Genomic DNA, 20928 nt, shown 5'->3' with positions numbered 1-20928 from the left:
GCTCGCCCGGCCCGGGCATTCCCGGCGGTCTCCACGTGCCCGCGGGCGAGCTCCTCGAGCAGTTCTCGCGTTCCTCGGGGCCGGGCGGTCAGGGCGTCAACACCGCGGACTCCCGCGTGCAGTTGAGCCTGGACCTGGCCACCACCACGGCGCTGGGCGACGTCCAACGCGCCCGTGCGCTCGACCGACTCGCCTCGTCGCTCACCGGCACCGTCCTCACCATCGCGGCGTCGGAGCACCGCTCCCAGAGGCAGAACCGGCGGGCCGCACGGGACCGGCTCGCGACCCTGCTCCGTGACGCACTGGCGCCGGAGGTCGTCCGGCGGCCGACACGGCCCACCTACGGATCGCGACTGCGACGCCTCGACGCCAAGAGCCGGCGCTCGCAGGCCAAGGCCAGCCGGAGACGCCCGAGCGCGTCGGACTGAACGACCGACGAGCAGCCTGCCGGGGCGCGGGCGCTGTGCTCCGGACTACTGGTCGTAGGTCATCCAATGGGACAGCTGCTCGGTGGAGACCTTGGTGAGCCACATCTGCCACAGCGGGCCGAAGGACACCCGCCGCACCCCCAGGTTCCTGAGGACGGCCAGGTCCCCGGCGCCGTGCCCCTTCACGGGATGAGCGGTCACATTGACCGGGATCGACACCGCGCCGACGAGCCTGGTCACCTGGTCGGCGGACGTCAGCCCCACCGGGTAGACCGAGCGCGCGCCGGCCTGCTCCATCAGCACGATGCGCTCGGCCGCCTCGGCGAGCGGATCGGAGAAGACCTCGCTGCCCAGCTTGACCGCGTCGGTGCGGCCGTTGATCACGAAGGGCACTCCGGCGTCGTCCGCCGCGCGGCGGGCGCCGGCGATGTAGTCGGCGTGCTCGTGCTTGTCCCGAACCCGGTCGCCCTCGCCGTGGACCACATCCTCGATATTGGCCCCCACCGCCCCGGCCTCGAGCAGCCGCGAGATCAGCTCGTCCGGACCGAGCCCGTACCCGGACTCCACGTCTGCACTCACGGGGATGTCGACCGACTCGGCGATCCTGCTCACCACCCTGAGGTACTCGCCGAAGTCCATCTGTTCGCCGTCGGCGCTTCCGATGGCGTCGGCGACCGGGTGGCTTCCCACGGTGAGTCCGTGGAACCCCACGTCCGCGGCGGTCCGGGCACTCCAGGTGTCCCAGACGGTCGGGAGGACCACCAGGTCGCCCGACTCGTGTAGATCGGCCAGTTCCCGTGCCCGTGCACCCACATCGGTCATCGTCGACGCCTCCTCGGCAGTAGCGGTCCCCCGACACTAGGCCTGATCGGGCGGACGCGATACCGACCGTCCGCGGACGCAACCGGGAGGACGGCCCGACCCGGGACGCCCCGGTCGGGGTCCCCGCCGCCGGAAAACGCCGCGGACGCGTGCGTCGTGCGCCACAGTGCAGGGTGACGCCGAGACGATCACCGAACCGCGCAAGTGCACCGATCGACCACACCGGGGGGTTCTGGCCACGCCGGCCCGACTCGGGTGATGATGGTGCAGACGTGCTGATGCCGTTCCACAAGAACACGATCAGCCTGAAAAGAAAAGAGCCGACATGACCCCAGGCAGAACGACGATCATCTACACCCTCACCGATGAGGCCCCACGACTGGCGACGGAAGCGTTCCTCCCGGTCGTCCGCACCTTTACCGACGCCGCCGACATCGACGTCACGACGAGCGACATCTCGGTGGCTGCCCGCATCCTGGCCGCGTTCCCGGATCGGTTGACCGAGGAGCAGAAGGTTCCCGACAACCTGGCCGAACTGGGACTGATGACCCAGGAACCGGGCACCAACATCATCAAGCTTCCCAATATCAGCGCCTCGGTCCCCCAGCTGAACACCGCCATCGCGGAACTCCAGGCCAAGGGCTACGACATCCCCAAGTACCCGTACGACCCGCAGACCCCCGAGGAGATCGAGGTCGCCGAGCGGCTCTCCGCGTGTCTGGGCAGTGCCGTGAACCCGGTGCTCCGCCAGGGCAACTCGGACCGCCGCGCCCCGAAGGCGGTCAAGGAGTACGCCCGGGCCAACCCGCATTCGATGGGCAAGTGGTCGATGGCGTCGCAGACCCACGTCGCACACATGACGCACGGCGACTTCTACGCCGGCGAGAAGTCGATCATCCTCGACCGCGCCTGCGATGCGCGCATGGAGGTGGTGACGCCGGACGGCGAGACCCACGTCCTCAAGACGGTGCCCCTCGAGGCCGGCGAGGTCGTCGACTCCATGTTCATGAGCAAGAAGGCGCTCCTCGACTTCTACGAGGAGCAGCTCAACGACGCCAAGGAGACCGGCGTCATGTTCTCCCTCCACGTCAAGGCGACCATGATGAAGGTCAGCCACCCCATCGTGTTCGGCCACGCGGTCAGGGTCTTCTACAAGGAAGCCTTTGACAAGCACCACGACCTGTTCGACGAGCTCGGGATCAACGTCAACAACGGCATGGTCGACCTGTACGACAAGATCGAGACGCTCCCGTCCTCCAAGAAGGAGGAGATCATCGAGGATCTGCACCGCTGCCACGAGCACCGGCCGGAACTGGCGATGGTCGACTCCGCCCGCGGCATCACCAACTTCCACTCGCCCTCGGACATCATCGTCGACGCGTCGATGCCCGCGATGATCCGTATCGGCGGGAAGATGTACGGCGCCGACGGCCGCAAGAAGGACACCAAGGCGGTCATCCCGGAGTCCACGTTCGCGCGGATCTACCAGGAGATCATCAACTTCTGCAAGACCAACGGGTCGTTCGACCCCACCACGATGGGCACCGTGCCGAACGTCGGACTCATGGCGCAGAAGGCCGAGGAGTACGGCAGCCACGACAAGACCTTCGAGGTCCAGTACGACGGCGTCGCCAACATCGTCGACTCCGCGACCGGCGAGGTCCTGCTGTCGCAGGACGTCGAAGCCGGCGACATCTGGCGCATGTGCACCGTCAAGGACGCGCCGATCCGCGACTGGGTGAAGCTCGCCGTGGGCCGTGCCCGCGCCTCGGAGATGCCGGCCGTCTTCTGGCTCGACCCGTACCGCCCGCACGAGAACAACCTCATCACCCTGGTGAAGAAGTACCTCGCCGACCACGACACCGAGGGTCTCGACATCCAGATCATGTCCCAGGTGCGTGCCATGCGGTACACCCTCGAGCGCGCGTGGCGAGGTCTGGACACCATTTCGGTGACCGGCAACATCCTGCGCGACTACCTCACCGACCTGTTCCCGATCCTCGAGCTCGGTACCAGCGCCAAGATGCTGTCGATCGTGCCCCTGATGGCGGGCGGTGGACTGTACGAGACCGGCGCGGGCGGATCGGCGCCGAAGCACGTCCAGCAACTGGTGGAGGAGAACCACCTGCGCTGGGACTCACTCGGCGAGTTCCTCGCACTCGGGGCCAGCCTGGACGACCTGGGGCGCAAGGACGACAACCCCAAGGCCACGATCCTGGCCAAGACGCTCGACACCGCGACCGGCAAGCTGTTGGAGAACCGGAAGGGGCCGTCCCGCGTCACCGGTGAGCTCGACAACCGGGGCAGCCAGTTCTGGCTCGCTCTGTACTGGGCCCAGGAGCTGGCCGCGCAGACCGAGGACCAGGACTTGGCGGCGCACTTCGCTCCGCTGGCGGAGAAGCTGACCGCGGACAAGGACACCATCCTCGAGGAGCTGCTGTCGGTCCAGGGCAGCAAGGTCGAGCTGGGAGGCTACTTCCAGCCCTCCGTCGAGAAGCTGCGGGAGGCCATGCGCCCGAGCGAGACGTTCAACTCCGCCCTCGCGAGCGTCGGCGACTGATCTGACCCGTGCGCCACACCGCACCCATCGGCCGCGCGCCGATGGGTGCGGTGCCATTTGGCCGCGGGCGGTTGGCGCGGTGCTATTCGGCGCGGCGAGCCCGCAGATCACGTTAGAGTGAGCCAGGTCACACAACCTGGAGGGCATCATGAACCACGTCTACAGCGTCACGGAGATCGTCGGCTCCTCCCCCGACGGAACGGATGCCGCGGTCGCCAACGCGATCGCCGAGGCGTCCAAGACTCTTCGCAACCTCGAGTGGTTCGAGGTGCAGTCCGTCCGCGGGAAGCTGGACGGCGACCGGGTTGCTCACTGGCAGGTGACCATCAAGGTCGGGTTCCGGCACGAGTCCTGAGCACCATCGGACCTGCCCCGCAGGCCACTCCCGGTCGGCGCCGGGTCAATCCCGTGCCCGGCCGCATATAGTCGGACCAGGAGCTGGCCTCGGTTCCCTGATGATGGGAGTCCGGATGCCCGGAACCGCTCACCCGCCCGCCACCACCTCCGACGCCGCGGGCGATGGTGTCTCCACGGGAGGCGATCTGCTCACTCTCGGTCTGCTCGCGACTTCCACCATGGAGAACGAGCGACGACTACCGATACATCCCCGCCATCTCGACCGGATCGATCCGGACATGAGGTCGCGGATGATCGTCGAACGCGGTTACGCCGCCGACTTCCAACTCGATACCGGCTATGTCGAGTCGCGCGTGGGGAGGGTCGCGGATCGCGCCGAGGTGATCGCCGCCGCGGACGTGTTGTTGCTCCCGAAACCCCAGCTGGGAGAGATGGCCGAGATCCCGGAAGGTCGCGTCCTGTGGGGGTGGCCGCACTGTGTGCAGGACACCGGGTTGACGCAGACCGCGATCGACCGCCGGCTCACCCTGATCGCCTTCGAGTCGATGAACCACTGGACCCGGCAGGGCGACTTTAGTCTGCACGTGCTCCACAAGAACAACGAGCTCGCCGGGTACTGCTCGGTCCTGCACGCCCTGAGCCTCACGGGATCCACCGGCAACTACGGGCCACGGCTCAGCGCGGTGGTGATCGGGTTCGGCGCCACGGCCCGCGGGGCCGTCACGGCCCTGAACGCCCATGGGATCCACGACATCCAGGTCCTCACCCAACGGGGGGCCACAGCGGTGGGGTCGCCGATCCACAGTGCGTACATCACCCAGCTCAACACCGACGAGGGCGCCACCCACCTCAGCACGGTGCCCACCGAGGACGGCGACGTCCTGCTCCCCACGTTTCTCGCCTCGCACGACATCGTGGTCAACTGCACACTCCAGGACGTCACTGCCCCGTTGACCTACCTACGGACCGTGGACCTCGAGGAGTTCGCTGCGGGCAGCCTGATCATCGACGTCTCGTGTGACGCCGGGATGGGCTTCGAGTGGGCCGTGCCGACCGGGTTCGAGGACCCGATGTTCACCGTGGGGCAGGGTGTGAACTACTACGCCGTCGACCACAGTCCGTCCTACCTGTGGAACTCGGCGACGTGGGAGATCAGCGAGGCGCTCCTGCCCTTCCTGCGCACGGTCATGGAAGGGCCGGCCGCGTGGGATGAGGACCTCACGATCTCCCGCGCCATCGAGATCCGCGAGGGAGTCGTCAAGAATCCGCACATCCTGGCCTTCCAGGGGCGTGGGTCCGACTATCCCCACGCGCGGACCTCCGACCAGGTGTGAAGTCCGGGGAGGTCGATTCGTCGGCCTTCACCGGGCGTCGGGTCGGGATGGGGACGCAGGTCCACCGTCACACCCTGTCGGCCGGGGGCGCTTTCAACAGCTCAGCGAGCGAGGTCTCCGGATCGGCGAGCCGACGTCGATCTATGGGCAGTCGCTCATTGAGCACACGGCGGCTGAACATGAACTCCTTGGGCCGGTTGACGCAGTCGGCCGCGATCATCTCCTCGTCTTTGAAATAGAAGCAGGCGAAGCTACGACCGGACACCGGATCTCCACGGAGCACCGCGTCGTCGTAGCCATCGTTGAGGCCGGCGATCTGCAACTTGAGTTCGTACTGGTCCGACCAGAACCACGGTAGTGCCGAGAGTGTCTTCGGGTTCCCACACATGGTCGCCGCGGCCACCTTGGCGTGCTCGCCTGCGTTGGGCACCGACTCGAGGCGCACATGGCGCGCATAACGGGGTAGGTAGAAGCTCGCACAGTCCCCCGCGGCGACGATATCGGGGTCACTGGTCAGGCCGCTCCCATCGATGGCGATACCGTTGTCCACCGCCAGACCAGCGGCCTCGGCCAGTTCGGTGTTCGGCACGACGCCGATACCCACGATGACGAGGTCGGCGTCGAGGAGTTCTCCCTCAGCCAGGCGTACGCCGCGCACACGGTCATCCCCCTCGATAGCGGCGACCGTGACGCCGGTACGCACGTCGACGCCCTCCTCGATGTGGACTCGGGCGTAGAACGCCGACACCTCTGGCGCGGTAACCCGCTGCAGCACCCGCGTGGCGCTTTCCAGAGCCGTCACCGAGGTGCCGCCCAGCGTTCGCAGCGAGGCCGCTGCCTCCAAGCCTATGTAGCCGGCGCCGATGATCACGACGTTGCGAGCGTCGGCCAGTCGATCGCGGATGGCCTCGATGTCAGAGGCATCGCGCAGGTAGTGCACGCCGGCGAGCTCTGCACCCGCGATGGCCAGGCGGCGCGGACGGGCACCCAGACAGAGCGCCACCCTGGCGTAGGCGATCTCTTCTCCGTCACTGAGCGTGACAGACCGCGCCTGGCGGTCGATCGCCGTGACCCGGGCATGACGGAGGGTGATGTCGTGCTTCTCGTAGTAGTCCGGCGGGCGGATGAGCAGGTCATCGAGGCTGGACTTGCCCGAGAGATAGGTCTTGGACAGCGGCGGGCGGTGGTAGGGCAGTGTCGGCTCGTCGCCGATGAGCAGTATCTCCCCTAACCACCCCTCCTGACGCAGGCTGGTGCAGAGCTGCGCGCCGGCATGGCTGGCGCCGATCACGATCGCCCGGTCACTCAGCACAGAGGGCCTCTCCCGCTCGCCGTTCATCTGTCAGGCCGACTGCTTCTCGGTGAGCTGGACCATCATCGTCGAATAACCCCGGACGAAGTTGGATTGCACGATCTCCGGCTCCGACAGCACCTCGATATCAGAGAATCGCACCAGCAATTCTTCCCAGAGGATCCGCAACTGCATCTCGGCCAGCCGGTTTCCCATGCATCGGTGTACACCGAAGCCGAATGCCACATGGCTGCGTGCATTGGCGCGGTCGATGATGAGCTCGTCCGGACGCTCGAAGTGGCGCTCGTCGCGATTTCCCGAGGAGTACCACATGACGAGTCGGTCGCCTTTCCGGATGAACTGCCCGTTGAGGACCGTGTCTTCCCTGGCAACGCGGCACATGTAGGCCAACGGGGTCTGCCAACGGATGATCTCGGACACCATGTTGGGGATCAACCCGGGATTGGCCCGGAGCTTGGCGAACTCGTCCGGGAACTTGTTCAGTGCCAGAACACCGCCGGTCATCGAATTGCGAGTGGTGTCGTTGCCACCGATGATCAGGAGCGTCAGGTTGCCGATGAACTCCATCGGGCGGTTGATCAGGTCTTTGGTGCTCTCATGTGACTGGAGCAGACTGATCAGGTCGAAACCCGGCTCCTCACCGGCAGCGGTGCGTGCGGCCTTGTCGTGCCAGAGCTTCGCGAAGTCGCGGGACATCTCGATCGCGGCCTCGAACATCTCGTCGACGTCGGATGTGCCGCCGGTGGCCCCGGTGCTCCCTGCTGCCAAGTCGGACATCTCCGCGAGCCTGCGGCGCTGGTCGTAGGGGAAGTCCAGCAGAGTCGCGAGCATCCGCGAGGTCAGCTCTTTGGAGACCTTGTCCACCCAGTCGAACGGTTCGCCGACCGGCAGGTCGTCGAGAACCTCCTGCACACGTTCGCGAATGAGTTGTTCCATCTCTTTGAGGTTCTTGGGCGCCACCACACCCTGCACTGCTTGACGCTGGAGGTCATGTTTGGGCGGGTCCATGGCGATGAACATCTCGACATCCAGACCCTCCGGCGGCGCACCGATCACGATGTACGGCTCGGCCGAGAACAGATGGTGGTTCTTGTCTACGGCGAGGATGTCCTCGTGGCGCGTGATCGACCAGAAGGGGCCGAATGCGCTCTTCGGTTGGAAGTGCACCGGCGCCTCGTCGCGCAGGCGCTTGAAGTAGGGCTGCCATTGTCCCTGCCGGTACATGAACGGATTGCTCATATCGATGTCCGACAGCGGCACGTCTGCCACATCCGGAATCGGCGATTCGATGAACACCGGCGGCCGGGCGCTCTTGAACGCGGCCCGCTTCGCCTTGCTGTACAACTGCGCACCGCGGATCTGCACGGGTAGTGGAATGCTTGATTGTGCCTTGTCGATCGCACTGTCGAGAACGCTCATGAGTTGACCTGCCTTGCCCTGGCTCGAAGGATGTCTGTCTGCGCTACATCTGGAATTCGGGGAGATGAACCGTCATGCCGTCCATCTCTTCCGAGACTGTGATCTGGCATGACAGTCGCGAGGTCGACTGCCGTTCGGGCGTCAATTCGAGCATCTCCTCCTCGTCGTCGCCCTGCTTCCCCGTTAGGGTCACCCATTCACCGTCGACGATGACGTGACAGGTGCCGCAGGCACACTCGCCGCCGCAGTCGCCATCGATACCCGTGACCCCATTACTCGTGGCGATCTGCATCAGCGACTGCCCCTCGACGATCGTGGTCTCCTGCGCTTCGCCTTCGTACGAGACGAAAGTGATTTTTCCCATGTGCTGCTTCCCTCCAGAAGATGCGAGTTGCCTGCCGACTTCCGGGTGGTCGTAGCCGCTGAGGGACATCGATCCGTCCTAGGAACCGGGCAGTTCCTAGTTAAACAGGATTGCGAGTCCGGTGTGTCAAGATTGCTCAATGACTGATCCAGGCGTCGTGGTCCGGCCGTTCCGAGGCGTCAGTGCAGCAGATCGTGTGCGGCAGCGTCGTGACGCACTTCTCGACGCTGGACTCAAGGCCCTCGCGGACGGATCACTGGCCTCGGTCACCGTCGACGACGTCAGTGCACGGGCAGGCTTGTCGAAGCGCTACTTCTACGAGCACTTCCGCACCCGCAACGACCTGTTCGCGGCGCTGGTCGACCGATTGATCGAGCAGGTGACCGCAGCTGCCGCGAGCCCCTCGCGGGCGCCGAACACCTCCATGCTCGGCCGCCTGGAGGAAGCGGTGGTGGGCGTCGTGTCGGTCCTGATCGAGGACCCGGGCAACGCTCAGCTGTTCGTGGACACCATCGGCGGCGACCAGCTCAGGGATTCCGTTCAACGTACCGAGCATTCCGTTGCCGCGATCATCATCGATGTGATGATCGGAAACACACAGGTGACGGCGAGAGAGCGCACTCGCCTGGACATGGCGGCCCTCATCCTCGTGGTCGGGACCGCGCAGGCGGTGAGCGATTGGCTGAACGGCGAGATCGAGCTGTCGCGGACCGAACTGCTCGAGGAGATCGTCCGCTTGGCGGCGGCGGCGATCCACACGATCCTCCCCGACCTCTGAGCCGAGGGATTCGGGGATCCCCGCGCAGGATCGTGTAGCCGAGTCCCCACACGCGCGGAACGGCGGCAGCTCGTAGCCTCGGGGCATCACACGCATCCAGGAGGCAGCATGACCACCGCTCCCGAATCCCGAGACGTCGACAGCAACGACCTCGCCCATCTCCGCACCTGTGTGGACCTCGCCAGGCAGGCGCTGGCAGCGGGCGACAAGCCTTTCGGATCGATACTCGTGGACGAGGCCGGCGAGGTGCGGTTCGTGGACCGCAACCGTGAATCGAGCGGCGACGCCACCCTGCACCCGGAGTTCGCCATCGCGCGGTGGGCGGCGGAGAACATGCAGCCCGAGGAGCGGGCGTCCAGTGTCGTGTACACCTCGGGCGAGCACTGCGCGATGTGCAGCGCCGCCCACGCGTTCGTAGGCCTCGGGCGCATCGTCTACGCCTCCAGCGGGGTCCAGTACGCGGGCTGGAAAGCCGATCTCGGTGCGGACCCCGGGCCCCTCGCCCCGCTCGGTATCACCGACGTGGTCCCGGGACTCCCCGTCTCCGGTCCGGTCCCCTCGCTGGCGGAGGAGATCAGAGTTCTGGTCGAGGAGTCCTTCCGAGCCGATCGACGGAGTAACGACGGCTGACGTCGCCGGAAGTCAGGTGACGACGGGCCGTCTCAGCGTGCGCCGGGTTCCCCGCTCCTCTCCACTGCGCTCCAGACCTCTCGCCAGTGCGCGGCCAGGGAGTCGAGGGTCTCGTGCGCGTTCAACCCGCTGGGCTGCGGCAGTACCCACAGCACCACGTCGCCGGGCCACCCCGGTACATCCGAGCTGTCCTGCTCCCCGTAGCCGGCCTTCGGTCGCGCGAAGGCGGCACGGAAGGCCGTGATCCCCGCGACCGCCACGACCGCCGGGCGCAGTTCCCCGGCCACCGCGGCCACACGAGCCGCTCCCGCACACAGCTCCTCACGGGTGAGCTCGTCGGCCCGCGCGGTCGCGCGGCCCACGAGGTTCGTCATGCCGATGCCCCGCGAGAGCAACTGCCGCTCGTCTGCGGCGGAGAACCCGGCAGCGGCATCGACGACGTGATCGGTCAACCCCGCCCGGTGCAGTGACGGCCAGAAACGATTCCCCGGCCGCGCGAAGGGTGCGTTGACGGCCGCGGTCCACAGTCCCGGATTGACCCCGACGATGAGCAGCCGCAGCCGCTCGGCGTCAGCAGGCAGGACGTCGTCGACGCCGTGCGGATCATCCGTCGCGAACCGGGTGAGCTCGTCACGCCTCGGACGGCGTCCACCCAAAGGAGAGGGACGCCGCGGGATGCCGGGCACGTCCATCTCAGCCATGATGCGAGGCTAGCGTGGAACCAGCCGGGCGAGCGCGACGGATAGAGGACACATCTAGGCCTCTTCACCTGACAGGCTGGGGCCATGAGCAAGTCGGACAGCCCTGACGCACCATTGATCGTGGCGAACACCGAACGGTGGCGCGAGTGGCTGAACACGAACGACGAGAGCTGCGACGGGATCTGGCTGATGCTCGCCAAGAAGGGGGTCACCTCACCCACCTCGCTCTCCTACCAGGAAGCGCTCGAGGAGGCGCTGTGCAGCGGATGGATTGACGGCCAGCGCAGGTCGCACGACGAGGAGACGTTCGTGCAACGGTTCACCCCCCGCCGCGCGCGATCCATCTGGTCACTGCGGAACGTCGAGATCGTCGCCCGCCTCGCCGCGGACCGGAGGCTCCGGCCGCGGGGCGTCGCGGAGATCGAGAGGGCGAGATCCGACGGCCGCTGGGACCGCGCCTACGCCGGCGCCGCGACCGCACAGCTTCCCGAGGCACTCGCGACCGCACTCGAGGCGACGCCGGCGGCGGAGTCCGCCTTCCACCGACTCACCCGTGCCGAGCGCTACAGCGCGATCCACCCGCTACTTGTCGCGCGCGACGACGCCACGCTGGAGCGACGGGTCGGACGGCTGATCTCCCGGCTCACGTCGCCGTGATCAGGTCCCCCACGCGACATGATGTGACGACGACGAGGGTGGCAGTCGCCACAGCCAGACGGCCGGCACTGTCCGACAGTCAAGCCCGGTTATCCACAGCGTCGATTCTCTTGTCTACCCCGTTGCAGCCGATGACGCTTGAGCTCTCGCTAGCCGATCATGTAGGCGAAACCCCGGCCCGACTTCTCTAATCCGCGGAGGAAGCATCTCGCCCGGCCCAGGTGGAACTCCACGTACTGCGCTTCCGATTCCACTTCCTCGACCGAGTCGCAGTCGTGACGGGTGAACCAGGGGACAAAGTCCGCGCGGGTGATCGCGTCCAGATCGTCGGCTATCCGGGCGATGTCTCCGGGCGGGATCGCTCGCACCCACGGCAGCCACACCTCCCAACCGTCGAGAGGCGTCACCTCTCCTTCGAACATCCGGTATGCCGGCCTAGGCTCTCCGGCTGGGTCGGACGGCTCCGACATCCTCTGGAGATTTCTCCACGCCTTGTCGAGGTAGAGCATGTCTTCCTCCGCAGGCCCCTGCTGAAAGTCGGTCGTACCGTTGGTGAAGCCGTGGGGCAGACCGACGGCGTCCGCGAACGGGTCCGGTCTGATGTGAGCCCGTGGGTCGGAGAGCACCGCCTGCGTGATCTCGGCGTCGAAGGCGTATGCGTAATAACGGATTCCCATGCGTCCAGCATCCAACCGCCACGAGGGATCCGGTAAGCCCTCCAAGTCGATCTGTGGACAACAATCGCGGATGATCTTCGCCTGTGGGAAACCTCCGAAGGTTATCGGCAACGGTGTAGAGGCAGAGCGGCGGCCCGATTCACGGGGAGTCGAGCAGCTCGATTCCGTAGTCGGCGACGACGGCCCGCACCTCGGCGAGGTAGCGCTGCGCCTGCGCAGTGAGCGGAATCCCGGAATGGCTGATCCAGCCGATCTCGATGCTCTCGTCCACGTCGAGCGGGATGGCGACGATCTCCGGGTCGAGGTCGTCGCTGATGATTCCGGTGGAGATCGTGTACCCGTCGAGACCGATCATGAGGTTGAAGATGGTCGCGCGGTCGGAAACCCTGATCTCTCTTTTGCTCGACCGGGTGGAGAGGATCTCCTCAGCGAAGTAGAACGAGTTGTTCGCGCCCTGGTCAAAGGTGAGCCTGGGCAGGTCCGCGAGGTCGTCGAGGGTGACGCGTTCCCGGGATGCCAACGGGTTCTGCCTGGAGATGAAGATGTGCGGCAGCGCTGCGAAGAGTGGGTGGAAGACCAGGCCGGAATCGCGGAGTAGCTTGTCGATGACCTTCCGGTTGAAGTCGTTCCGGTAGAGCACACCCACCTCGCTGCGGAGGGTCCGGACATCCTCGATGATGTCCCAGGTTCGCGTCTCACGAAGCGAGAACTCGTACTGTTCCGCCTCGCCTGATCGCACCATCCGGATGAACGCCTCCACCACGAACGAGTAGTGCTGCGCCGACACCCCGAGCAGTCGGCGGGACGGCGGCTGACCGAGGTAGCGCTGCTCCAGTAGGGACATCTGCTCGACCACCTGCCTGGCGTAGCCGAGGAACTCCGCTCCCTCGTCGGTCAGCGTCACTCCTCGGGCGGATCGGACGAGGAGGGTGCGACCCACTCTGTTCTCCAGGTCCTTCATGGAGGCGGACATGGTCGGTTGGGCGACATAGAGCAGCTCCGCAGCGCCGGTGATCGAGCCTTCCGCCGCGACCTCGATGAAGTAGTGCAACTGCTGGAGGGTGATTCCCCTGGATTCTCGACGCATAGCTCAAGGCTATACAGATCCATAACAAATGGTAGTTACCCAATAACTGAACTGGGACTGCAGGATGGGCGCACAGAGTTTCCGCCGCGCCGAGCCCGGCCGATCAACACCCGAATGGGACGCACATGTCGAACGAACTCACGTATCGCATCAACACCACCCGCTTCGACGAGAACTACTCGCCGTCGGAGAATTCCCGAACCACCACGAACTTCGCGAACCTGGCCCGAGGCGAGCACCGACAGCAGAACCTCCGCCGAACCCTGTCGATGATCAACCGTCGGTTCAATGACCTCGCACGCCGGGACAATCCGACCGGGGACCGCTACTCCGTCGAGCTCGAGATCGTCTCCGCCGAGCTGCAGTTCAACTCGAAGGGCTCGGACCACCGGTTCCCCCTGATCGAGGTACTGGATATCCAGATCGTCGACCGGGACACCGGAGCCCGCATCCCTGGGATCGTTGGGAACAACTTCTCGTCCTACGTCCGCGATTTCGACTTCAGCGTTCGGCTGCCAGCGGTCAACGAGGGAAGCTCCGAGTTCACCGTGCCCGGCGACTTCGGCGACCTGCACGGCAAGTTGTTCCAGCACTTCCTCGACTCCGAGGCCTACCGGGAGCGCTTCGAGGTGGATCCCGTGATCTGCATCAGTGTGTCCACGAGCCGGACCTACCGCCGGACCGGACACCACCATCCGACCCTCGGTGTCGAGTACCAGCAGGACGACTATTCGTTGACCGACGAGTACTTCCGCAAGATGGGGCTCCAGGTCAGGTATTTCCTGCCGCCCGGCGGAGTCGCCCCGCTCGCGTTCTACTTCCAAGGCGATCTGCTCAGCGACTACACCGACCTGCAGCTCATCGGCACGGTGAGCGTCATGGAGACCTTCCAGCGGATCTATCGGCCGGAGATTTACAACGCGACCTACCCCGCCGCAGAAATCTACCGACCGACCCTGGAACAGAAGGACTACTCGCCCACCCCGATCATCTACGACCGTGTCGAGCGCAGTCAGCTCGCGAAGAAGCAGGGTAAGTACACGGAAGAACGCTTAATGGGGCCCCACCGCGAACTCCTCAAGCAGTGGGCCGCCCGCTACCCCGTTCTCGTCGGATGACCACCGGAGGAAAGTCGACCATGAACCAGATCCTGCCCACGTCCACCGTCGGCAGCCTGCCCAAGCCCTCGTGGCTCGCCCAACCTGAAACCCTCTGGGCGCCCTGGAAGTTGCAGGGCGATGAGTTGGTCGAGGGTAAGCAGGACGCGCTGAGTATCGCCGTGAAGGCGCAAAGCGATCGCGGAATCGACATCGTCAGTGACGGCGAGCAGACCCGTCAGCACTTTGTGACAACGTTCATCGAGCATCTCGACGGGGTCGACTTCGAGCAGCGCGAGACGGTTCGGATCCGCAATCGCTACGACGCGAGTGTGCCTACCGTGGTCGGTGACGTGCGCCGCTCCACGCCGGTTTTCGTCGACGACGCGAAATTCCTACGACAGCAGACCGATCGGCCGATCAAGTGGGCACTCCCCGGCCCCATGACGATGATCGACACGCTCTACGACGACCACTACAAAAGCCGCGAGAAGCTGGCGTGGGAGTTCGCGACGATCCTCAACCAGGAGGCACGAGACCTCGAGGCTGCGGGGGTCGACATCATCCAGTTCGACGAGCCCGCGTTCAACGTCTACTTCGATGAGATGAGGGACTGGGGCGTCGCGACGCTCGAAAGGGCGACAGAGGGATTACGCGCAGAGACCGCAGTGCACATCTGCTACGGCTACGGGATCAAGGCGAACACCGACTGGAAGGCCACCCTCGGTTCGGAATGGCGCCAGTACGAGGAGTCGTTCCCCCTCCTGCAGCAGTCCAGCATCGACATCATCTCCCTGGAGTGCCACAACTCCTGTGTCCCGATTGACCTCGTCGAACTGGTCCGCGGCAAGAAGGTCATGCTCGGGGCGATAGACGTGGCCAACGAGAAGGTCGAAACTCCGGAGGAGGTCGCCGCCACGCTCCGCAACGCCCTGCAGTTCGTCGACGAGGACAAACTCCTGCCCAGCACCAACTGCGGCATGGCGCCCTTCTCCCGGGGCATCGCACTGGCGAAGTTGAGCGCGCTCAGCGCGGGTACCCGCATCGTTCGTGAGGAGCTATCGGCCGCGACGCCCTGACCTACCGGCGCCGCAATTGACCGGTTAGTGGGAGTGACGTTGGGCCGTAATCCTCGACGATGCCCGAACGGGTCTGAGAACGCCGGCGACCCCGGTTGCCGAGGCCAGACGGGGCCGTCGCTGAAGCGCTGGGACTCAGACGTTGAAGCGGAACTCCACCACGTCGCCGTCGGCCATCACGTAGTCCTTGCCCTCCATGCGCACCTTCCCGGCGGCCTTGGCGGCAGCCATCGAGCCCGCGGCGTCGAGGTCGGAGAACGACACGATCTCGGCCTTGATGAAGCCCTTCTCGAAGTCGGTGTGGATCACGCCGGCGGCCTTGGGGGCGGTGTCGCCCTTGCGGATCGTCCAGGCGCGCGACTCCTTGGGACCGGCGGTGAGGTAGGTCTGCAGCCCGAGGGTGTGGAAGCCGGCGCGGGCGAGCGCGTTCAGGCCCGGCTCGTCCTGACCGATCGACTCCAGCAGCTCCATGGCGTCCTCTTCCTCCAGCTCGCGGAGCTCGGACTCCACTTTGGCGTCGAGGAACACGCAGTCGGCGGGAGCGACGGCGGCGCGCAGCTCGGCCTGACGCTCGGCGTCGGTCAGCACGGCCTCGTCGGCGTTGAAGACGTAGAGGAAGGGCTTCGCGGTCATCAGGTGCAGGTCGCGCAGCACGGCGCGGTCCACCTCGTCCTGGGCCTTGAACAGGGTCCGGCCGTCCTCGAGCACGGCTTGCGCCTTGCGGATCTCCTCGAGCTGCGGAAGCAGGGACTTGTCCTTGCGGGACTCCTTCTCGAGGCGCGGGATCGCCTTCTCGAGGGTCTCCATGTCCGCCAGGATCAGCTCGGTGGCGATCACCTCGATGTCGGCCATCGGGTCGACCCTGCCGTCCACGTGGATCACGTCCGGGTCGTCGAACACGCGCACCACCTGGCAGATGGCCTCGGCCTCGCGGATGTTGGCGAGGAACTTGTTGCCCATGCCCTCACCGGTGCTGGCACCCTTGACGATGCCGGCGATGTCCACGAACGACACGACCGCCGGCAGTATCCGCTCGGAGCCGAAGATCTCGGCCAGGCGGGCCAGGCGCGGATCCGGCAGATCCACGACCCCGATGTTCGGCTCGATCGTGGCGAACGGATAGTTGGCGGCTAGCGCGTCGTTGTTCGTCAGGGCGTTGAACAGGGTCGACTTACCGACGTTGGGCAGTCCGACGATTCCGAGGGTGAGGCTCACGAGGCCCGAGTCTACGGCCCGCCCCTTCCGTGCCCCCTGCCCGCCACCCCGGCCGGTCACAGGGAGCGCAGCCGAGTGACCTCTGACAAGATGTGTGGCATGAGTGACGAGCCGAAACCGCCTCCTCCAGTCGGGTCAGACGAGGAGCACGTCGACCGGTCCGTCCTCATCGGTCTCGGCGGACGCTGGGTCACCGACTGGGCGCTGCGCCTGGCCATTCTGCTCATCGCGGGGTGGCTGCTGAGCCAGATCGGTGGCGCGCTGTGGGTGGGCATCCTGCCGATCCTGCTCGCGCTCATCGTGGCGACGGTCCTCTGGCCCCCCACGGGATGGATGACCCGCCACGGCGTTCCCAAAGCCCTGGCCGCGCTCATCTCACTCCTCGGGTCACTCGCCGCCGTCGCGGGCGTTCTCGCCCTTATCGCACCGTCGATCATCGAGCAGAGTGTCCAGCTCGCGGACCAGACGTCGGAGGCGATCGGAGAGGTCCAGGACTGGCTCCGCGGTCCGCCCCTGAACATCCGGGACGAACAGCTCGACAGCGTGCTGGGCCAGCTCAGCTCGACACTGCAGGACCGCGGTGACCAGATCGCGAACGGCGTGTTCACCGGCGTGACCGCGGTGGGTTCGATTCTCATCACCTTCGTCCTGGTCTTGGTGCTCACGTTCTTCTTCATCAAGGACGGTCCCCGGTTCCTGCCGTTCGTGCGCCGGATCGCCGGCCGCAATGCCGGACGCCACCTCACCGAGGTCCTGACCCGCAGCTGGAACACCCTGGGCGGATACATCCGCGCCCAGGCGATCGTCTCGTTCGTGGACGCCTTCTTCATCGGCCTGGCTCTGGTCATCCTGGGCGTGCCGCTGGCATGGGCGCTGGCGGTCATCACCTTCCTGGCCGGGTTCATCCCCATCGTCGGTGCGTTCACCGCCGGTGCGCTTGCGGTGCTCATCGCACTGGTGGCCAACGGCCTGACCACCGCGATCATCGTGCTGGTCGTGATCATCGCGGTGCAGCAACTCGAGAGCAACGTGCTCCAACCCATCCTGCAGTCGAAGGCGATGAATCTGCACCCGGTGGTGATCCTGCTCGGGGTGGCCGCGGGCGGCACACTGTTCGGCATCGTCGGGGCGTTCCTCGCGGTGCCGATCCTGGCGGTGGTCGCCGTGATGCTCCGATACCTCGGCGAGCAGATCGATCTCCGGACCGGGGACGTCACCGCGTCGGACCTCGCGTCCGCCACCGACGAGGGTCGTCTGACGGCCTGGCTCGGCGAGATGTCGAGTTCGCGGTTCGCTCCGCTGCGCAAGAGCAGTAGCGCCATCATGGCGGGGATCAAGGACACTCGCCCGGGACCCGTCCACGGGGCCCCGGACAGCGGCTCCGTCGAGGCGACCGCTCCGGGGGATTCGGTGGTGGGAACCTTGGCACTCGACGACGACAAGGTGGTCCCGCCGGACCCGGATGCCGACGATCCGTCCGCTGACCAGGCGAACCCTCCCACGGGGCCCGTCGACCCGCACGCTGTCTACGGTAACCGGCCCTCACCCTCGGAGGGTAAGCCCAACGCGCTGCGGCGCTTCGGCAGATTCCTCGCTCGCCGACTCGAGAGTTAGAGTCTCATCCTGTGAGCACACGTAGGAGCGGACGGGTCCCGGCGGACGAGAGATCCGTCGTCTCGACTGTTCGAGGCCTCCCGGCCTGGTCGGCGGTCCTGCTCGCGGTGGCCATCGCCCTCACCGGGGTGGCGATCGACTCCCTCTCCGGGGGCCTCGGGACCGGCTTCACCGTGGGCTATTTCCTCGGTTGCCTGATCGCGGTGCTGGCGGTCTCCCGCCGGGCGCTGTTCGTCGCCGGCATCCAGCCGCCGATCATCATGTCGGTGCTCGTCCCGCTGGCCTCGGTGATCGCCGGGGCGGGTCTGACCGCGGCGGCCTTCTCCCGTTCCCAGATGATCTCGTTGGTGCTGCCGCTGGCGACCAGGTTCCCGCTGATGCTCACGACCACGCTGGTCGTGGTCGCGATCGCACTGATCAGGGCGTTCATCCTCGAGCCCCGCGCCACCCGCCCGGTGGCGGTCCGCCGACAGCGGGCGGCGCCGGCGCACGCCCGCCGCTGAGGCTCCTTCGGATCAGACCTTCTTGGGAACCCGCAGTTCGCGGGGAAGCGAGAACGTGATGGTCTCCTGGGCGGTCCGCACCGAGGAGACGTCGTTGTAGCCGTGGTCGGCCAACAGGTCCACCACACCTCGCACCAGCAACTCCGGCACAGACGCGCCCGAGGTGACCCCCACCGTGGCGACGCCCTCGAACCAGGTCGTGTCGATCTCCTTGGCGTAGTCCACCAGGTGCGCGTCGCGCGCACCGGCCTGCAGTGCCACCTCGACGAGGCGGACCGAGTTGGACGAGTTCTGCGAACCCACCACGATCACCAGGTCGCACTGCGGCGCCATGGTCTTGACCGCGACCTGCCGGTTCTGCGTGGCGTAGCAGATGTCGTCCGACGGCGGATCGATCAGCGTCGGGTACTTCTCCTTGAGCCGCCGCACCGTCTCCATGGTCTCGTCCACGCTGAGCGTGGTCTGCGAGAGCCAGATCAGCTTCTCGGTGTCCACGGGAATGTCCAGGTCGTCCACGGACTCCGGGCCGTCGACCAGGGTCACCACATCGGGTGCCTCGCCTGCGGTCCCCTCGACCTCCTCGTGACCTTCGTGCCCGACCAACAGGATCAGGTAGCCCTCCCGGGCGAAGCGCTTGACCTCGGTGTGGACCTTGGTCACGAGCGGGCAGGTCGCGTCGAAGGTGTTCAGCTCCAACTGCAGGGCGCTCTCGCGAACGGCCGGCGAGACCCCGTGGGCGGAGAACACCAGGTTCGACCCGTGCGGGACCTCGTCGGTCTCGTCGACGAAGATCACGCCCTGGTCGGTGAAGGACTCCACCACGTGCTTGTTGTGGACGATCTCCTTGCGGACGTACAGCGGCGCTCCGTGCGTGGCCAGGGCCTTCTCGACCGTCTCGACGGCCCGGTCGACGCCGGCGCAATAGCCGCGCGGTTCCGCGAGAAGTACTCGCTTGGTTGCCGGTTCGGCGATCATGTCGGTCTGCTCGGTCATGCCACCAGGGTACGGTTCATACTGGATTCCGACCATCACGCCTCCCGGACGCCCCCCGGCAGAGAGGGTTCCATGCTCCGTCCCTTCTTCCTCACCCGTGTCTCCATCGGGGTCGCCGCCTCTGCGGTGGAGCTCGCCGTGGAGCTCCCCGGTCGCGCGGTACAGGCAGCTGTCGCGTTGCCCGCGGTCCCCGTGAAGGTCGCCGGCAGCCTGGTGCAGACGTACCTCCACGCCGGCCAGACCGTCGCCGGACTCGCGGTCAAGGGCGATCGGGTGATCGCGACGGTGTTCCCCGTCCGGTCGGACAAGCCGGAGTGGGCGACGTTCGACGAGGACCTCGACGGCGACGGGACCCAGGCCGGGGCAGGGGCCGGGTCCGGCACCACGGTCGGCCCGGACGGGGACCGCGGGGCCGGCGGCGACGATCCCGACGTTCCGACCGGCCGCGTCGCCCCGCGCACGACGTGACCGCCGGTTCCTCGAGCTCCCCCAGCAGCCCCGAGCAGCCGTGGCCGGTCCGGGTGGTCTCGGACCAGATCGCCAACTGGATCCACCGCCTCGGCGCGGTCTGGGTCGAGGGACAGATCACCCAGCTCAGCCTGCGCCCGGGCACCCGGATGGCGTTCCTCACCCTGCGCGACCCCTCGGTGGACAATTCGCTGACTCTCACCTGCCCGCCCCGCCTCATCTCCGAGGCGCCGGTGCCGGTGACCGAGGGCAGCCGGGTCGTGGTCCGGGGAACGCCCCGCTTCTACACCGGTCGTGGATCGTTCTCGCTCCAGGTGTCCGAGATCCGTCCGGTGGGCATCGGTGAACTCCTCGCCCGCATCGAGAGGCTCAAGCAGGCCCTGGCCGCCGAGGGCCTGTTCGACCCGCGACTCAAGCGCCCGCTGCCGTTCCTCCCGACCTGTGTCGGGCTGGTGACCGGCCGCGCGAGTGCGGCCGAGCGCGACGTGGTCGAGGTGTCCCGAGGTCGGTGGCCCGACGTGCGGTTCGCCGTCCGCAACACCGCGGTCCAGGGACCGTCGGCCGTGCCCCAGATTCTGGAGGCGTTGGCGGAACTCGACGCCGACCCGGTCGTCGACGTGATCATCCTGGCCCGCGGCGGGGGCTCGGTCGAGGATCTGCTCCCGTTCTCCGACGAGGCACTGGTGCGGGCGATCTCGCGGTGTCGCACGCCCGTGGTCAGCGCGATCGGACACGAGCCGGACTCGCCGCTCTCCGACCTGGTCGCCGACCTGCGCGCGGCCACCCCCACCGACGCCGCCAAGCGCGTGGTCCCGGACGTCGCCGAGGAGCGT

22 protein-coding genes are annotated in these 20928 nt (G+C 66.6%); 13 read left to right on the top strand and 9 right to left on the bottom strand.

The features are described 5' to 3' along the window. Positions 1 to 428 (top strand): alternative ribosome rescue aminoacyl-tRNA hydrolase ArfB (gene arfB, locus G6027_RS15525; protein WP_182637952.1); only part of this gene is annotated, 428 nt, incomplete at its 5' end. A 45-nt stretch (positions 429 to 473) separates the two neighbouring features. Here arfB and G6027_RS15520 read toward each other — a convergent pair. Next, positions 474 to 1250, bottom strand: a complete 777-nt coding sequence (locus tag G6027_RS15520) for an isocitrate lyase/phosphoenolpyruvate mutase family protein (protein WP_182637951.1) — start codon at positions 1248 to 1250, stop codon at positions 474 to 476. A gap of 325 nt (positions 1251 to 1575) precedes the next feature. On the opposite strand from G6027_RS15520, the gene G6027_RS15515 reads away from it, so the two are divergent. From G6027_RS15515 to G6027_RS15505, 3 genes are all read left to right on the top strand, one after another. Continuing rightward, on the top strand, positions 1576 to 3810 hold the full coding sequence (locus G6027_RS15515) for an NADP-dependent isocitrate dehydrogenase (protein WP_182637950.1): 2235 nt from the start codon (positions 1576 to 1578) through the stop codon (positions 3808 to 3810). Between the two features lie 145 nt (positions 3811 to 3955). Continuing rightward, positions 3956 to 4165, top strand: a complete 210-nt coding sequence (locus tag G6027_RS15510; protein ID WP_346995768.1) for a dodecin — start codon at positions 3956 to 3958, stop codon at positions 4163 to 4165. Positions 4166 to 4385: 220 nt separating this feature from the next. Next, the gene (locus tag G6027_RS15505; protein ID WP_241727181.1) at positions 4386 to 5501 is read left to right on the top strand and encodes a N(5)-(carboxyethyl)ornithine synthase; all 1116 of its coding nucleotides are present in this window, start codon (positions 4386 to 4388) and stop codon (positions 5499 to 5501) included. A 67-nt stretch (positions 5502 to 5568) separates the two neighbouring features. Here the strand turns inward: G6027_RS15505 and G6027_RS15500 are convergent, their stop codons facing one another. From G6027_RS15500 to G6027_RS15490, 3 genes are read right to left on the bottom strand one after another with little or no spacing between them, the layout of a single operon-like run. Continuing rightward, the gene (locus G6027_RS15500; protein ID WP_182637947.1) at positions 5569 to 6813 is read right to left on the bottom strand and encodes an FAD-dependent oxidoreductase; all 1245 of its coding nucleotides are present in this window, start codon (positions 6811 to 6813) and stop codon (positions 5569 to 5571) included. Between the two features lie 30 nt (positions 6814 to 6843). Beyond that, positions 6844 to 8232: a cytochrome P450 gene (locus tag G6027_RS15495; protein ID WP_182637946.1), complete on the bottom strand. Its 1389-nt coding sequence runs from the start codon at positions 8230 to 8232 to the stop codon at positions 6844 to 6846. A gap of 43 nt (positions 8233 to 8275) precedes the next feature. After that, positions 8276 to 8596 carry a 2Fe-2S iron-sulfur cluster-binding protein gene (locus G6027_RS15490; RefSeq protein WP_182637957.1) on the bottom strand — a complete coding sequence of 107 codons (321 nt, stop codon included), beginning with the start codon at positions 8594 to 8596 and terminating at the stop codon, positions 8276 to 8278. A 139-nt stretch (positions 8597 to 8735) separates the two neighbouring features. Between G6027_RS15490 and G6027_RS15485 the strand changes: the two genes are divergently transcribed. Both G6027_RS15485 and G6027_RS15480 read left to right on the top strand, forming a co-directional pair. Continuing rightward, on the top strand, positions 8736 to 9374 hold the full coding sequence (locus G6027_RS15485; protein ID WP_182637945.1) for a TetR/AcrR family transcriptional regulator: 639 nt from the start codon (positions 8736 to 8738) through the stop codon (positions 9372 to 9374). A gap of 108 nt (positions 9375 to 9482) precedes the next feature. Further along, positions 9483 to 10004: a nucleoside deaminase gene (locus G6027_RS15480; RefSeq protein ID WP_182637944.1), complete on the top strand. Its 522-nt coding sequence runs from the start codon at positions 9483 to 9485 to the stop codon at positions 10002 to 10004. Between the two features lie 32 nt (positions 10005 to 10036). Here the strand turns inward: G6027_RS15480 and G6027_RS15475 are convergent, their stop codons facing one another. Further along, complete coding sequence (locus tag G6027_RS15475) at positions 10037 to 10705, bottom strand: mismatch-specific DNA-glycosylase (protein ID WP_182637943.1); 669 nt, start codon at positions 10703 to 10705, stop codon at positions 10037 to 10039. 84 nt (positions 10706 to 10789) lie between these two features. Here G6027_RS15475 and G6027_RS15470 point away from each other — a divergent pair, with 84 nt between their 5' ends. Further along, complete coding sequence (locus tag G6027_RS15470; protein ID WP_182637942.1) at positions 10790 to 11362, top strand: YdeI/OmpD-associated family protein; 573 nt, start codon at positions 10790 to 10792, stop codon at positions 11360 to 11362. Between the two features lie 149 nt (positions 11363 to 11511). On the opposite strand, the gene G6027_RS15465 is transcribed toward G6027_RS15470, so the two are convergent. Continuing rightward, positions 11512 to 12039, bottom strand: coding sequence for a DUF1877 domain-containing protein (locus G6027_RS15465; protein WP_182637941.1), 528 nt, complete (start codon positions 12037 to 12039; stop codon positions 11512 to 11514). A 139-nt stretch (positions 12040 to 12178) separates the two neighbouring features. Beyond that, on the bottom strand, positions 12179 to 13126 hold the full coding sequence (locus G6027_RS15460) for a LysR family transcriptional regulator (protein WP_107749110.1): 948 nt from the start codon (positions 13124 to 13126) through the stop codon (positions 12179 to 12181). 125 nt (positions 13127 to 13251) lie between these two features. Between G6027_RS15460 and G6027_RS15455 the strand changes: the two genes are divergently transcribed. Continuing rightward, on the top strand, positions 13252 to 14244 hold the full coding sequence (locus tag G6027_RS15455) for a putative oxygenase MesX (RefSeq protein WP_182637940.1): 993 nt from the start codon (positions 13252 to 13254) through the stop codon (positions 14242 to 14244). Between the two features lie 20 nt (positions 14245 to 14264). Then, positions 14265 to 15302: a methionine synthase gene (locus tag G6027_RS15450; RefSeq protein ID WP_182637956.1), complete on the top strand. Its 1038-nt coding sequence runs from the start codon at positions 14265 to 14267 to the stop codon at positions 15300 to 15302. Positions 15303 to 15437: 135 nt separating this feature from the next. On the opposite strand, the gene ychF is transcribed toward G6027_RS15450, so the two are convergent. Next, positions 15438 to 16517, bottom strand: a complete 1080-nt coding sequence (ychF, locus tag G6027_RS15445; RefSeq protein ID WP_182637939.1) for a redox-regulated ATPase YchF — start codon at positions 16515 to 16517, stop codon at positions 15438 to 15440. 99 nt (positions 16518 to 16616) lie between these two features. On the opposite strand from ychF, the gene G6027_RS15440 reads away from it, so the two are divergent. Next, the gene (locus G6027_RS15440; RefSeq protein ID WP_182637938.1) at positions 16617 to 18131 is read left to right on the top strand and encodes an AI-2E family transporter; all 1515 of its coding nucleotides are present in this window, start codon (positions 16617 to 16619) and stop codon (positions 18129 to 18131) included. A gap of 11 nt (positions 18132 to 18142) precedes the next feature. After that, positions 18143 to 18634 (top strand): DUF6542 domain-containing protein, encoded by a 492-nt coding sequence (locus G6027_RS15435; protein WP_182637937.1) that lies wholly within the window; start codon positions 18143 to 18145, stop codon positions 18632 to 18634. 12 nt (positions 18635 to 18646) lie between these two features. Here G6027_RS15435 and G6027_RS15430 read toward each other — a convergent pair whose 3' ends face one another. After that, entirely contained in the window at positions 18647 to 19627 is a 981-nt protein-coding gene (locus G6027_RS15430; RefSeq protein ID WP_182637936.1) for a 4-hydroxy-3-methylbut-2-enyl diphosphate reductase, read from the bottom strand. A 72-nt stretch (positions 19628 to 19699) separates the two neighbouring features. Here G6027_RS15430 and G6027_RS15425 point away from each other — a divergent pair, with 72 nt between their 5' ends. Next, the gene (locus G6027_RS15425) at positions 19700 to 20095 is read left to right on the top strand and encodes a hypothetical protein (RefSeq protein ID WP_182637935.1); all 396 of its coding nucleotides are present in this window, start codon (positions 19700 to 19702) and stop codon (positions 20093 to 20095) included. After that, the coding region (gene xseA, locus G6027_RS15420) for an exodeoxyribonuclease VII large subunit (protein WP_182637934.1) at positions 20092 to 20928 on the top strand (837 nt) is incomplete at its 3' end. The genes G6027_RS15425 and xseA, both read left to right, overlap by 4 nt.

Source organism: Dietzia sp. SLG310A2-38A2 (assembly GCF_014145095.1).
In the GTDB taxonomy this organism is placed as follows: Bacteria; Actinomycetota; Actinomycetes; order Mycobacteriales; family Mycobacteriaceae; genus Dietzia.
The sequence above is the reverse complement of the archived record's forward strand: the minus strand, read 5'-3'. Positions and strand labels throughout refer to the sequence as shown.